Genomic DNA, 13,558 nt, shown 5'->3' with positions numbered 1-13,558 from the left:
GCCGGGTGGGTGTGCCTGAAAAGGGGGGCTTAGAGCCGGATGCCCCAGCCGAAGGGGTCGCTGGCCTCGATCAGCAGCGTGGCCTCGGCGCTCATGTGGGCCGTGCCGCGCAGCGTGGGGATGATCCTGCCGGCCTGGGTGTCGGGTTCGTAGCGCGCCTCGAAGCTGCTGCCGATGATGCTGGCCTGGCGCCACGCCTGGCCGGGCTGCAGCGTGCCGTCGGCCGCCAGGCAGGCCAGCTTGGCGCTGGTGCCGGTGCCGCAGGGCGAGCGGTCGTAGGCACCGCCCGGGCAGAGCACGAAGTTGCGGCTGTCGGCCACGTCGTCGTCGGCAAAGAGCTCGATGTGGTCGATCTCGCCGCCGTTGTCGCCGCGGACGCCCTGGTCCTTCAGGGCCTGCTGGATGGCGCTGGTGTAGTCGGTCAGCGCCTGCAGGTTGTCGCTGGCCACGCGCTGGCCGTGCCCGCTCATCAGGAAGAACCAGTTGCCGCCCCAGGCCACGTCGCCCGTGACGGTGCCGATGCCCGGCACCTGGAGCGACAGGCCCTGGTGCAGCCGGTAGGCCGGCACGTTGCGCACGCTGACCGAGCCATCCTCGTGCAGCGTGGTGGTCACCGTGCCCACGGGCGTCTCGATGCCGTGCACCCCGGGCTCGATGCGGCCCAGGTAGGCCAGCGAGGCCACCAGGCCGATGGTGCCGTGGCCGCACATGCCGAGGTAGCCGGTGTTGTTGAAGAAGATCACGCCCGCCGCATTGGCCGGGTTCTGCGGCGCGCACAGCAGCGCGCCCACGATCACGTCGTTGCCGCGCGGCTCGAGCACCGTGGCCGCGCGCCAGGCATCGTGCTGGCTGGCCAGCAGGGCGCGGCGCTCGGCCATGCTGCCGGTGCCCAGGTCGGGAAAGCCGCCCACCACGAGCCGCGTGGGTTCACCCCCGGTGTGGGAGTCGAGGATCTGTATGCGCTGCATGCGGGTGTCGTGGGTCATGGTCGGTCACATGGCAGAAAGGTGCAGGCATCGTAGCGGCGGGCCGCCACGATTTCGCGGCGGAGTTTCAATAGCTGGCCAGCGGCACGGGGGCGGCGTTCTTGAACGTGAGCACCGTGATGGGAGCCTGCTTGAGGTTGCCCTTGTCGTCGTAGGCATAGGTGCCCGCCACGCCCTGGTGGCTGCCCTGGAGCATCTGCGCGCCGACCTTGGCGGGTTCCACGGACTGGGCTTTCTGCATGGCATCGGCCATGAACATCACCTGGTCGTAGTAGGAAGCCGCGTAGGCATCGGCATCCAGCTTGAAGCGCGCCTTGTATTTCGCCTTGAAGGCCGGGCCGCTCGCGGCCTTGTCGAGCATGGTGCCGCCCTGGGCGCAGAACACGGTGTCGTTCACCGCTTCGCCACCGAGCTTGCCGACCTCGGGGCTGCACAGCGTGTCGCCGCCCAGCAGCTTGGCCGTGAGGCCCAGCTGCTTCATCTGGCGGGCCATGGGCGCGGCCTGCGGGGCGTAGCCGCCAAAGAAGATGGCCTGCGGCTGCTTGCCCTTGAGGCTGGTGAGGATGGACAGGAAATCGGTGGACTTGTCGGTCGTGAACTCCTGGCCCACCACGGTCAGGCCCTGCTTCTTCGCCTCCTTGGTGAACTGGTCGGCCACGCCCTGGCCGAAGGCGGTGCGGTCGTCGATCACCGCCACCTGCTTGACCTTGAGCACCTGGGCGGCATACACGGCCATGTTCGAGCCGATCTGGGTGTCGCTGGCGATGATGCGGAACAGGTTCTTGTAGCCGTTCTCGGTGACCTTGGGGTTGGTGCCCACGGTGGAGACCATGGCCCCGCCTTCGCTGTAGACACGTGAGGCGGGAATGGCCACGCCCGAGCAGTACGGTCCCATGACGAACTTCACGCCGCTGTCCACCATCTTCTGCGCCACGCTCACCCCGGTGCGGGCGTCGCACTGGTCGTCCTCGGACACGAGGTCGAACTTCAGGGTCTTGCCCCCCACCACGATCTTCTTCGCGTTGAGCTCCTCGACGGCCAGGCGCACGCCGTTCTCGTTGTCCTTGCCCGCGAAGGCATTGGGGCCGGAGAGCGGGCCGCTGTGGCCGATCTTGACCAGCTGTTCCTGGGCGCCGGCATGTGTGGCCAGCATCAGCGCCGCGATGGCGGCGGGCGTCAGGGTCCGAAATCCGAAAGATGCACGTGTCATGGGAAACCTCTTGTGTGTGCGAAGGGGAAGGGCCGCTGTTGTCTCCTGCGGCCCGGGGGGCAGCCTGTCGGTCGGTACCGTCTCAGGCCACGGACTGGTACTCGGCGGGGCGTGTTTCCAGCGCCTTCCTGACGATGCGCTCGATGAAGGCGCGCTCCTCGCCAATCAGGGGCAGGCGCGGGCGGCGCATGTGCTCGGTGCCCACACCCACCAGCAGGTCGATCAGCTTGAGGTTCTGCACGAGCTTGGTGGAGACGTCGAGGTGCAGCATGGGCGTCATCCATTGGTAGAGCTTGAGTGCCTCGGCAAAGCGGCCGGCCTTCATGAGGTCGTACAGCGCCACGGTCTCGCGCGGGAAGGCGCAGCCCACGCCGGCCAGCAGGCCGTCGCAGCCCAGCGCCAGGCCCTCGTAGGCCAGGTCGTCCACGCCCAGGAAGATCTGGTAGCGGTCGCCCAGCGCGATGCGCAGGTCGGTCACGCGGCGGATGTTGTCGGTGCTTTCCTTGATGGCTTCGATCCACTTGCAGTCTGCCAGCTCGGCGAAGTGCTCGGGCTTGAGGTCCACGCGGTAGGCCACCGGGTTGTTGTAGACCATCACCGGCTTCTGCGCGGCCTCGGCCATGGTGCGCACGTTCAGCATGGCTTCGCGCGCGTCGGCGACGTAGATCACCGAGGGCATGACCATGTAGCCGGCCACTCCGAGCTTGTTGCCGCCGTCGATGTAGCGCAGGGCTTCCCGGGTGCTGGTCTCCGAGACATTCGCCAGCACGGGGATGCGGCCGTCGGCAGCTTCCAGTGCGATCTTGGCGACCTGCAGCTTTTCTTCCAGCGAGAGGGTGCTGGCTTCACCCAGCGAGCCGCAGGTCACCAGGCCGTGGATGCCGTTGCGGATCTGGAAGTCGATGTGGCGCGCCGTGCCTTCGGCATCGATGCTCTCGTCGGCGTGGAACTTGGTGGTGATGGCGGGGAAGATGCCTTGCCAGCGGGGATGGTTCATGGATGGACTCCTGAGGAAAAAGAAGGATGGGGAAAAGGGCGGGGGTGGGTGGTGACGATGAAGTCGCGTTGCTGTAAATATATTAAAAAGATATTTAAAATATCTTGTCAGGGTATTTAGCATCTTGCGTGCCAGCTGGATTTGCGCTTGGATGGTCCCAAAGCGGGTGTCCCGGGCGCCGGCATGCCCCGCAGCGGGGCGCGGGCGGCCCCAGCGTAGTGCGCGGGGTGGATGCATGCCCGGCGCAGGTGCGCCCAGGGCCCGGGCCTGGCCGAGGTGTCCCCGCACCCGGTTGCCCGGTTGACCTATCGGCAGGCAGCCCGTGCCCGGGCGGCATTGAATGAAGGGGCCTCCAGGGCCGGAGGCCGGTTCAGGCCGCCGTCTCGATAGAATCCGTGGTTCTCCCCATAAACCGGGTGGCCGCGCCGCGTGCGCGAGGCCCCTCACTGATCCAGGCCTGTTGCCCCTTTTCGCACATGACCCACAACACCACGCCTTCGTTCTCGGTTGCCGACATCCGCAAGTCCTTCCTGGATTTCTTTGCCTCCAAGGGCCACACCATCGTGGCCTCGAGCTCGCTGGTGCCGGGCAACGACCCCACGCTGATGTTCACCAACTCCGGCATGGTGCAGTTCAAGGATGTGTTCCTGGGCACCGACAAGCGCCCCTACAACCGCGCCGTGTCGGTGCAGGCCTGCCTGCGCGCCGGCGGCAAGCACAACGACCTGGAGAACGTGGGCTACACCGCGCGCCACCACACCTTCTTCGAGATGCTGGGCAACTGGAGCTTTGGCGACTACTTCAAGCGCGAGTCGCTGAAATGGGCCTGGGAACTTCTCACCACCGTGTACAAGCTGCCGCCCGAGCGCCTGCTGGCCACCGTGTACGAAGAGGACGACGAAGCCTACGACATCTGGACCAAGGAAATCGGCCTGCCGCCAGAGCGCGTGATCCGCATCGGCGACAACAAGGGCGGCCGCTACAAGTCCGACAACTTCTGGATGATGGCCGACACCGGTCCCTGCGGCCCCTGCAGCGAGATCTTCTACGACCACGGCGACCACATTCCCGGCGGCCCCCCCGGCAGCCCCGATGAAGACGGCGACCGCTTCATCGAGATCTGGAACAACGTGTTCATGCAGTTCGACATGGCCGAAGACGGCTCGGTCACGCCGCTGCCCGCGCCCTGCGTGGACACGGGCATGGGCCTGGAGCGCCTGGCCGCGATCCTGCAGCACGTGCACAGCAACTACGAGATCGACCTGTTCGACGCGCTGATCAAGGCCGCCGGCCGCGAGACCGGCGTGGCCGACCTGAACAACAAGAGCCTGCGCGTGATCGCCGACCACATCCGCGCCACGGCCTTCCTGGTGAGCGACGGCGTGATCCCCAGCAACGAAGGCCGCGGCTACGTGCAGCGCCGCATCGTGCGCCGCGCCATCCGCCACGGCTACAAGCTGGGCAAGAAGACGCCGTTTTTCCACAAGCTGGTGGGCGAGCTGGTGCGCCTGATGGGCGACGCCTACCCCAAGCTGCGCGAGCAGGAGCAGCGCATCACCGACGTGCTCAAGGCCGAGGAAGAGCGCTTCTTCGAGACCCTGGCCAATGGCATGGAGATTCTGGACGCAGCCCTGGGCGGTGGCGCCAAGGTGCTGCCCGGCGACGTGGCCTTCAAGCTGCACGACACCTACGGCTTCCCGCTGGACCTGACCAACGACGTGTGCCGCGAGCGCGACGTCGAGGTGGACGAGGCCGGCTTCAAGGTCGCCATGGAAAAACAGAAGGCCCAGGCCCGCGCCGCTGGCAAGTTCAAGATGGACAAGGCGCTGGAGTACACCGGCGCGGCCAACCAGTTCACCGGCTACGAACACCTGGCGGAAACTGCAAAGATCGTAGCTATCTACGTGGACGGGACAAGCGCTGCCGCCCTGAAGAGTGGCCAAAACGGCGTGGTGGTGCTCGACACGACACCGTTCTATGCCGAAAGCGGCGGCCAGGTGGGCGACGAAGGCGTCATCACCAGTGGCTCGGCCCGCTTCGCGGTGGGCGACACGCTCAAGATCAAGGCCGACGTGTATGGCCACCACGGCACGCTCGAAGAGGGCACCCTGAACGTGGGCGACACCGTGCAGGCCCAGGTGAACACGGCCGTGCGTGCAGCCACGGTGCGCAACCACTCGGTGACGCACATCATGCACAAGGCCCTGCGCGAAGTGCTGGGCGGCCACGTGCAGCAAAAGGGCAGTCTGGTCAATGCCGACCGCACCCGCTTCGACTTCACGCACAACGGCGCCGTCACCGCAACGGAAATCCGCGAGGTGGAGCGCCGCGTGAACGAGGAAATCCTGGCCAACCAGCCCACGCAGGCCCGCGTGATGGACATCGAGTCGGCCCAGAAGACCGGTGCCGTGATGCTGTTCGGCGAGAAATACGGTGAAACCGTGCGCGTGCTGGACATCGGCACCAGCCGCGAACTGTGCGGCGGCACGCACGTGCAGCGCACCGGCGACATCGGCCTGTTCAAGGTGGTCGCCGAAGGCGGCGTGGCAGCGGGCGTGCGCCGTATCGAAGCCGTGACCGGCGCCAACGCGCTCGCCTACCTGCAGCAGCTTGAAGACACCGTGACCCAGGCCGCCGGTACGCTGAAGGCCCCCGTGAGCGAACTCAATGGCCGGATCGCCCTGGCACTCGACAACGCGCGCGCGCTGGAGAAGGAAGTGGCGGCGCTCAAGGGCAAGCTGGCGTCCAACCAAGGCGACGAGCTGGTGAACCAGGCCGTCGATGTGAAGGGCCTCAAGGTACTGGCCGCTGCCTTGCCCGGCGCCGACGCCAAGACCCTGCGCGACACCATGGACAAGCTCAAGGACAAGCTCAAGACCGCCGCGATCGTGCTGGCCGCCGTCGATGGCGACAAGGTGCAGATCGCCGCCGGCGTCACGGCCGACAGCGTGGGCCGCCTGAAGGCGGGCGAGCTGGTCAACTTCGTGGCCCAGCAAGTGGGCGGCAAGGGCGGCGGCAAGCCCGACATGGCCATGGCGGGCGGCACCGATGCCTCCAGCCTGCCCGCGGCGCTCGCCTCGGTGGCCGGCTGGGTGGCGCAGAAAATCTGAGGACCTGGACGCCCTGCGGAGCGGTGGTCCGGGCGGCCACCGCCGAGCGGCGAAATAGGGGATGACGGGCCACCGCCTTTCCCCCTACATTGGTGCGCATGGACACCCTGCGCGAAAGCCCGCCAGAGCCCGAGCCAGGCCATGGCGCCCGCTCCAGCCCCTCCTCAGCCCCGGGGGCTGACGGACTGCCCTGGTGGCGGCGCATCACCGTTCCGTTCGAGGTGGTGATCGCCTCGGTGGTGGTGTCCGCCATGCTGCTGCTCACGGTGGTGCTGGTCTACCAGGTGGGTACCAGCGCGCGGGAGGCGATCATCGCGGCTTCGGACGACAGCGCCCGGCACATCAGCCAGCTGATCAGCGAAAGGGTGCACCACATCGTGGACCCCGCCGATGCCACGATCCGGCTGCTCGCGTTCGATCCCATTGCCTCAGCGACCAGCCTGCAGGCCCGGCTGCGCCGCCTGCCGGTGTTTGCGCGCCTGCTGGAGCAAAATCCCTTGCTGTCGGCGGTTTTCATCGGATATGCCGACGGGCAGTTCCTGCTGGTGCGGCCGCTGCGCGATGCGCAACTGCGCACGCGGCTGGACGCGCCAGCGCAGGCCGCGTTCCTGCTCCAGTCGATGGCCCGCGAGCGCGGCACCACAGGCCTGGTGGGGCGCTGGAGCTACTACGACGCGCAGCTGCGCCTGCTCGAATCCTCCGTGCGCCCTGGCTACCTCTACGATCCCCGCTCGCGCCCCTGGTACGCCGAAGCGGCAGACAAGAACACGCAGATACTGACCGCGCCCTATGTGTTCTTCACCACGCAGGAGGTGGGGGTCACGCTGAGCCACCCCAGCGAGGACGGGCGCGCCGTGATCGGCCTGGACGTGGCGCTCACCGACCTCGGGCGGGAGATTGGCAGCCTGCGGCTGATGCCCCGCACCGAGATCGCCGTGGTGGACCCGGCCCAGCGCGTGCTGGCGTATCCGGACATGTCGCGCGTGCTGCTGCGCGAGGGTGGGGAGACCAGCCTCAAGCTGCGCACGCTGAAGGAGCTGGGTGTGCCCAGCCTGCAGGCCCTGGGCGGCGGGGGGACGGCGAAGGGGCCGTCGCGCCGCTTCATGGCCGATGGCGAGGAGTGGCTCGCCACGGTGCTGCCCCTGAAATCGCAGCGTTGGCAGGGGCTGCACATCCTGATGGCGATCCCCACCGCCGAACTGCTGGCGGATGTGAATCAGAACCTGTGGCGCCAGGTATGGCTGTCCCTGGGGCTCATCGTGCTGATGCTGCCCGTGGGATGGATGGCCGGGCGGCGCGTGGGGCGCAGCCTTTCGGGGCTGGCCACCCAGGCGCAGGCGCTGGCGCGGTTCGATTTCCGGCGGCCGGCGCACCGCCTGTCGCCCGTGCGCGAGGTGCGCGAACTGGGCCAGGTGATGGACCGCATGTCGGACACCATCCAGGAGTTTCTGCACATCACCCACCACATCAGTGCCGAGTCGCGCATGGAGCTCATGCTGTCCAGCGTGCTCTACGAACTGGTGCGTGCCACCAGCTGCACGGGCGGGGCGGTGTACCTGGTGGAGGAGCAGCGGGCGGGGCTGCTGCGCACGGCGCGGTACTGCGAAGACCCCGAGCACCAGCCACGGTACCCGGAGCACCTGCCCATGGTGCATTTCATCAACCATGTCGAGCCGCAGCCCGGCGACCAGGAGGAGGGCGATGGGGACGCCATGCCCCAGCGCGTGCTGCGCGTGCAGTTGCGCACGCGCGATGGGCAACCCCTGGGCCTGCTGGTGCTGCGCTACCTGTCGGACCCGCGGCAGGAGGATGTCCATTTCCGGGCGTTTGTCGAGAAGCTGTCCGGCACCTTGTCGGTGGCGATTGAAACGCGCGGCCTGATCGAGGGGCAAAAGAAGCTGTTCGACGCCGTCATCCGCCTGCTGGCCGATGCCATCGATGCGAAAAGCCCCTACACGGGGGGGCACTGCGAGCGTGTGCCGCAATTGGCCGAATCCCTCATGCAGCGCATGTGCGAGGCGAAGGAGGGGCCTTTCGCGCAGGTGGCGATGACCGATGCCGAACGCTACGAGTTCCGTCTGGGCGCCTGGCTGCACGACTGCGGCAAGGTCACCAGCCCCGAGCACATCATCGACAAGGCCACCAAGCTGGAGGCGCTGTACAACCGCATCCACGAGGTGCGCATGCGCTTCGAGGTGCTGTGGCGCGATGCCGAGCTGGACTACTGGAAGCAGCATGTCTCCGGCGTGGACCCGGTGCGCCTGCAGCGCGAGCTGCTGCAGCGGCGCGACCGGCTGCAGGAAGAGTTCGCCTTCGTGGCGCGATGCAACGTAGGGGGCGAATTCATGCCCGATGCGGACGTGCAGCGGCTCGCCGGGATTGCCCGCCAGGTGTGGCAGCGGCATTTCGACGACCGGCTGGGCCTGTCGATGGCGGAGATGGGGCGCCTGGCGGACGTGCCGGTGCGCCCCCTGCCCGCCAACGAGCCCCTGCTGGCCGACCGGGCCGAGCACATCATGCCCTGGGGTTCCCGGCGCCCGCCGGTGGAGGCGGGCAACCCGGCCAACAAATGGGGCTTCGACATGGCGCTGCCGTCCCAGGAGGCGCATCTGGGCGAGTTGCACAACCTCTCGATACGGCGCGGAACCCTGACCGCGGAAGACCGCTTCAAGATCAACGACCATATCGTGCAGACCATCGTCATGCTCAGCGGCCTGCCGTTTCCGCCGCACCTGGCGCGTGTGCCGTCCATCGCGGGCTCGCACCATGAAAAGCTCGATGGCACCGGGTACCCGCGGCGCCTCAAGGCGGCGCAGCTGACACTGGCGGACCGCGTGATGACGCTGGCCGACATCTTCGAGGCGCTGACGGCGGCGGACCGTCCCTATAAGGCCCCCAAGACCTTGTCCGAGTCGCTCCGGATCATGGCCCACATGGTGCGTGACCGCCATATCGATGCCGAGGTGTTCCGCTTCTTCCTGTCCAGCGGGGTGTGGCTGGACTACGCCGAGCGCTTCCTGCCTGCCGCGCAGCGCGATGCGGTGGATGTGCCGGCCCTCGTGGCGTCGCTGGACTGACGGCGCGCGCCGGGTACGGGCGCTGCCTCCTTCGAGCGGCTGCGGCGCGATGGCTGCCGCCGGGGAACGCCGCGCGAGACAGCCGGCCGCTTGCTAGAACAGCTCGACGTCGTCGTTGGCGACCTTGGCGGACAGATGGCCGGTGGCCACCAGTTCATCGTAGAAGCAGACCTGGTTGCGGCCATGTTCCTTGGCGTAGTAAAGCGCCTGGTCGGCCTGGCCCAGTATTTCCACCGGCGAGCCCCGGGCCGTGCTCACGAAGCCCAGGCTCACGGTGACCTGGCCCACCTGGGGAAAAGGGTACTCCTGCACCGCCAGGCGAAAGCGGTTGAAGACCCGGTGGGCCGTGCTCAATGTGGTGGAGCGCAGCAGCACCACGAACTCTTCGCCGCCAAAACGGAAGATGCGGTCATGGCTGCGGAACGAACTGCGCAGGATGTTGGCAATGAGGATCAGCACCTCGTCGCCATACAGGTGGCCGAAGCGGTCGTTCACCAGCTTGAAATGGTCGATGTCCACCACCGCCAGCCACTGCTGCACCGGTTCGCCGGGCAATGAGCCTTCTTCAGGCGGGAACGATTCGGTCAGGGGCCCCGAACGGCTGCTGGCCAGCCCGCTCACGGCGTGGCGCGAGAACTGTTCGTCGAAGGTCTTGCGGTTGAACAGGCCCGTGAGCGCGTCGCGTTCGCTGTAGTCGAGCAGGCTCTGGTAGTTCTGGTAGACCTGGAACACGCCCTTGAGCACTTCGAGCTTGTGCGCCGAGAACGGGCGGGAGTGCGTGATTTCCAGGCAGGTGTTGACCTTGTCGTGCATCCACACCGGCAGCCAGAGCACATGGCGGCCCTTGCGCGGCGAGGCCAGCGCGCTGTCGCCGTGGCTCGCGACGCATTCGCGCAGGGCGGGATACTGGTCCAGCGTTTCCCGCCGGGGGTCTGCGGCGGCTTCCGAGTCGGTGGACACCAGGTGCCCCTCTTCCACCCAGGTGCGTGGACGCACGTGGGGCACGCCGGCATGCGTGAACAGCTCCAGGGCCCTGACTTCAACGATGCCGCTGAGCTTTTGCAGCGTGGACAGCACCGACACCTCCAGCCGCAGGTGGTCGCGGTGGCCGGTCATCTCAACCAGGTTCTGAAGAATGGGCTTCATGGGTGGTGTACGGTGGGCCGGCGCGGTCATGTTGTCAATGGCGTCGCACGAACACAACATCCCACACACCGTGCCCCAGCCGCAGGCCGCGGTTCTCGAACTTGGTGAGGGGCCGGTAGCCGGGTTGCGGGGCGAAGCCCGTGGCGGTGTTCTGGAGCCGGGGCTCGGCGGCCAGTACCTGCAGCATCTGCTCGGCATAGGGCTGCCAGTCCGTGGCGCAATGCAGGTAGCCGCCGGGCTTCAGCCGCGCGGCCAGCTTGGCCACCAGGGGCGCCTGGATCAGGCGGCGCTTGTTGTGTTTCTTCTTGTGCCAGGGGTCGGGGAAGAAGATATGCACGCCATCCAGGCTGCCGTCGGGCAGCATGTGGTCGATCACCTCCACGGCATCGTGCTGGAGGATGCGGATGTTGGTCAGCCCCTGCTCGCCGATGCGCTTGAGCAGGGCGCCCACGCCGGGTTCGTGCACTTCGCAGCACAGGAAGTTGTCGTCCGGGCGGACCCCGGCGATATGGGCCGTGGCCTCGCCCATGCCGAATCCGATCTCCAGCACCAGCGGGGCCGTGCGGCCAAAGGCCGCGGGGGCATCCAGCGGCGCGGGCGCATAGGGCAGGATGAAGCGGGGCCCCAGGTGTTCAAAGGCCTTGGCCTGGCCCGTCGTGGTGCGGCCGGCGCGGCGCACGAAGCTCTTGATGGTCTTGGGATGGCTCACGCCGGCGGGGGCTCCACCAGTTGTCGTGGAGGCCGCAGAGGGCGCGGCTGGCGCGGCGGCGGGGGTGGAGGCGTTGTGGGTCAGTTCGGTCACGGTGCGACATTGTAGTTTCGTCGCCACGCTGCCACCCAGAGGGTCAGCGCATCCGAGATGCAACGGGTGTTCGGATCTGTCAGCGGCGGCAGGCCCAGCACCTGCGCGGCCCCGGCCAGTGCCTGCAGGGGGACGGCCAGCTCCAGCGCCCGGGCCCCGTTCTGCTTGGACAGCTTTTCGCCGTTCTCGCCGCACACCAGCGGCGTGTGCAGGTAGCGGGGCGTGGGCACGCCCAGGGCCTGCTGCAGCAGGATCTGCCGGGGCGTGTTGTCGGCCAGGTCCTCGCCGCGCACGACATGGGTCATGCCCTGGTCCGCATCGTCCACGACGACCGCGAGCTGGTAGGCCCAGAGCCCGTCGGCCCGGCGCAGCACGAAGTCGCCCACGGCATGGGCAACGTCCTGCCGCTGTGTGCCCAGGCGGCGGTCCTGCCAGTCGAGGATGCCGGATGCTATCGAATATGTAGCTACTTGCGCTTGATCCGTATGCGCCAGGGCCTGATCTGGCTGAAACTCTGTGGCATTGAAGCGCCAGGAGCGGCCGGTGCGCCCGTGCAGGCCGTGGCGGCAGGTGCCGGGGTAGGGGAGTGCCGCATGCCGCTCGCGCGCATGGCCCAGGGCCGCCTGGGCTTCTTCGATGTCCTTGCGCGAGCAGGCGCAGGGGTAGGCATGGTGCTGCGCGATCAACTGGTCCAGCGCCCGCTGGTACAGCGCGCCGCGGGTGGATTGCCAGACCGGCGGCGCATCGGGCACCAGGCCGCAGGTGGCCAGCTGCCGCAGGATGAACTCACCGGCGCCTTCCACGCAGCGTGGCGTGTCCACGTCCTCGATGCGCACCAGCCAGCGCCCCTGGTGGGCCCGGGCGTCGAGCCAGCTGGCCAGGGCGGCCACCAGCGAGCCCGCGTGCAGCGGGCCCGTGGGAGAGGGCGCGAACCGGCCGGTGTAGCGGGGCCCCGCGGCCACGCCCGCCGTCATGCCACCGCGAGTGCCAGCTCCAGGCCCGACACGAAGGCATCCTCCACCCGGTGGCCCAGGCACCAGTCGCCGCAGGCGCCCAGGCCCATGCCCGCGTCCCACAGGTGGCTGCGGCCCAGCGGGTGCGTGGTTTGCGCGTAGCGCCAGCGGCGCGTGTCGGCATGGGCGGGTTCGGCCCGGATGCCGGTGACCTCGGCGAACGCCTTGATGAGCTTGGCCTGCACGCGGCCTTCGTCGTCTTCCAGGTGCTCGGCGGACCAGGCCGGGCTGGCCTGGACCGTCCAGCGCTCGATCACGTTGCGGCCGGGCTTGGACGATTCGCGCGCCAGCCAGGCAATCCGGTGGTGGGTGCTGCGCGCTGCGTTCCATTGCGGGCCCAGCGTGGTGAGCCCGGGGCGCACGGCCTGGGGGTAGGCCAGCATGAGCGTCCAGCAGGGAGCGATGGCGACGGTGGAAAGCGCTTCGGTGAGCGGCGTGTCCAGCGCCGAGCTGGCCAGGAGCGCCTGGGCGGGCACCGACGGCTGCGCGAGCAGCACGGCGTCAAAACCCGCGTAGACGCGCTGGGTGCCGCCCGGGCCTTCGGTGCGAAGCTGCCAGCCGGGGGCATTCACGGAGTCGCGTTCGATGCGGACCACGCGCGTGCCGGTGACCAGCTGGCCTGCCTGGTGCAGCGGCTCGGCCCAGGTGGCCACCAGCGACTGCATGCCCGGGCTGGCCACCCAGTGCGCCTCGCGATGGGGCAGGCCGGCGGCGGCCACGCGGCCGGTGGCGTCGAGCACCTGCACGGAATTGGCGCTCCAGCGCTTGCAGATGCCGGGCACGGTGTCGATGGCGCGCGCGAAGCGCGGATCGCGCACGGTGAAGTACTGCGCGCCCGCGTCAAAGTTGCCGAACGGGCTGTCGATGGTGGCGGTGCGGCCACCGGCCTGCGCCGATTTCTCGAACACCGTCACGCGGTGCCCTGCCTGCACCAGCGTGCGGGCGCAGGCAATGCCCGCCATGCCGGCGCCGATGATGGCGAAGTGCCGCTGCGCGGCCCCCGAATACGTGGTGGGCGCCGCGTCCGTGGCCGGCACGGAGGCGGATGGCCCGAAGGCTGCGGTGCGTCGGTGCCGTTTGGCGGGGCGTGGAACGGGGTTGCTCATGGAAGGCCTTTCGATGACGGTCGGCAGGTGAAATACACGGCCCTGCGCGCGTGAGCGCAAATGCCATGCAACAGGAACCACTCTACACGCGCTGCGGCGCGTGGGCGTGTG

General features: G+C 68.3%; 9 protein-coding genes. 2 read left to right on the top strand and 7 right to left on the bottom strand.

What is annotated here, in order from left to right; genetic code table 11:
• Positions 1-29 precede the first annotated feature (29 nt).
• From KW843_RS11125 to KW843_RS11115, 3 genes are all read right to left on the bottom strand, one after another.
• A complete protein-coding gene (locus KW843_RS11125) occupies positions 30-968 on the bottom strand; it encodes a 4-hydroxyproline epimerase (RefSeq protein WP_218295332.1) in 939 nt (312 codons plus the stop codon).
• 85 nt (positions 969-1,053) lie between these two features.
• Entirely contained in the window at positions 1,054-2,196 is a 1,143-nt protein-coding gene (locus KW843_RS11120) for a branched-chain amino acid ABC transporter substrate-binding protein (protein WP_218295170.1), read from the bottom strand.
• Between the two features lie 82 nt (positions 2,197-2,278).
• Entirely contained in the window at positions 2,279-3,193 is a 915-nt protein-coding gene (locus KW843_RS11115) for a dihydrodipicolinate synthase family protein (protein ID WP_218295169.1), read from the bottom strand.
• 476 nt (positions 3,194-3,669) lie between these two features.
• Here KW843_RS11115 and alaS point away from each other — a divergent pair, with 476 nt between their 5' ends.
• Together alaS and KW843_RS11105 are read left to right on the top strand one after the other, a co-directional pair.
• Positions 3,670-6,303: an alanine--tRNA ligase gene (gene alaS, locus KW843_RS11110; RefSeq protein WP_218295168.1), complete on the top strand. Its 2,634-nt coding sequence runs from the start codon at positions 3,670-3,672 to the stop codon at positions 6,301-6,303.
• A 98-nt stretch (positions 6,304-6,401) separates the two neighbouring features.
• Positions 6,402-9,380, top strand: a complete 2,979-nt coding sequence (locus KW843_RS11105; RefSeq protein ID WP_218295167.1) for an HD domain-containing phosphohydrolase — start codon at positions 6,402-6,404, stop codon at positions 9,378-9,380.
• Between the two features lie 93 nt (positions 9,381-9,473).
• Here the strand turns inward: KW843_RS11105 and KW843_RS11100 are convergent, their stop codons facing one another.
• Genes KW843_RS11100 through KW843_RS11085 form a run of 4 tightly spaced genes read right to left on the bottom strand, consistent with a single transcriptional unit; the run spans position 9,474 to position 13,447 of the window.
• Entirely contained in the window at positions 9,474-10,526 is a 1,053-nt protein-coding gene (locus tag KW843_RS11100) for a GGDEF domain-containing protein (protein ID WP_218295166.1), read from the bottom strand.
• A gap of 34 nt (positions 10,527-10,560) precedes the next feature.
• A complete protein-coding gene (gene trmB, locus KW843_RS11095) occupies positions 10,561-11,328 on the bottom strand; it encodes a tRNA (guanosine(46)-N7)-methyltransferase TrmB (RefSeq protein WP_218295165.1) in 768 nt (255 codons plus the stop codon).
• A complete protein-coding gene (gluQRS, locus tag KW843_RS11090) occupies positions 11,325-12,302 on the bottom strand; it encodes a tRNA glutamyl-Q(34) synthetase GluQRS (protein WP_218295164.1) in 978 nt (325 codons plus the stop codon). Before gluQRS ends, trmB begins: the two co-directional genes overlap by 4 nt.
• On the bottom strand, positions 12,299-13,447 hold the full coding sequence (locus tag KW843_RS11085) for an NAD(P)/FAD-dependent oxidoreductase (protein ID WP_255594666.1): 1,149 nt from the start codon (positions 13,445-13,447) through the stop codon (positions 12,299-12,301). Before KW843_RS11085 ends, gluQRS begins: the two co-directional genes overlap by 4 nt.
• Positions 13,448-13,558: the final 111 nt, after the last annotated feature.

The organism is Acidovorax sp. sif1233 (assembly GCF_019218755.1).
Classification (GTDB): domain Bacteria; phylum Pseudomonadota; class Gammaproteobacteria; order Burkholderiales; family Burkholderiaceae_C; genus Acidovorax.
Note: the sequence above shows the minus strand (reverse complement) of the source record. Positions and strands in the feature narration are given on the sequence as shown.

Coding starts and splice junctions, on each gene's coding strand:
- KW843_RS11085 (WP_255594666.1), bottom strand. CDS start 13,447: ATGAGCAACCCCGTTCCACGCCCCGCCAAACGGCACCGACGCACCGCA.
- gluQRS (WP_218295164.1), bottom strand. CDS start 12,302: ATGACGGCGGGCGTGGCCGCGGGGCCCCGCTACACCGGCCGGTTCGCG.
- KW843_RS11115 (WP_218295169.1), bottom strand. CDS start 3,193: ATGAACCATCCCCGCTGGCAAGGCATCTTCCCCGCCATCACCACCAAG.
- KW843_RS11100 (WP_218295166.1), bottom strand. CDS start 10,526: ATGAAGCCCATTCTTCAGAACCTGGTTGAGATGACCGGCCACCGCGAC.
- alaS (WP_218295168.1), top strand. CDS start 3,670: ATGACCCACAACACCACGCCTTCGTTCTCGGTTGCCGACATCCGCAAG.
- KW843_RS11125 (WP_218295332.1), bottom strand. CDS start 968: ATGCAGCGCATACAGATCCTCGACTCCCACACCGGGGGTGAACCCACG.
- KW843_RS11105 (WP_218295167.1), top strand. CDS start 6,402: ATGGACACCCTGCGCGAAAGCCCGCCAGAGCCCGAGCCAGGCCATGGC.
- KW843_RS11120 (WP_218295170.1), bottom strand. CDS start 2,196: ATGACACGTGCATCTTTCGGATTTCGGACCCTGACGCCCGCCGCCATC.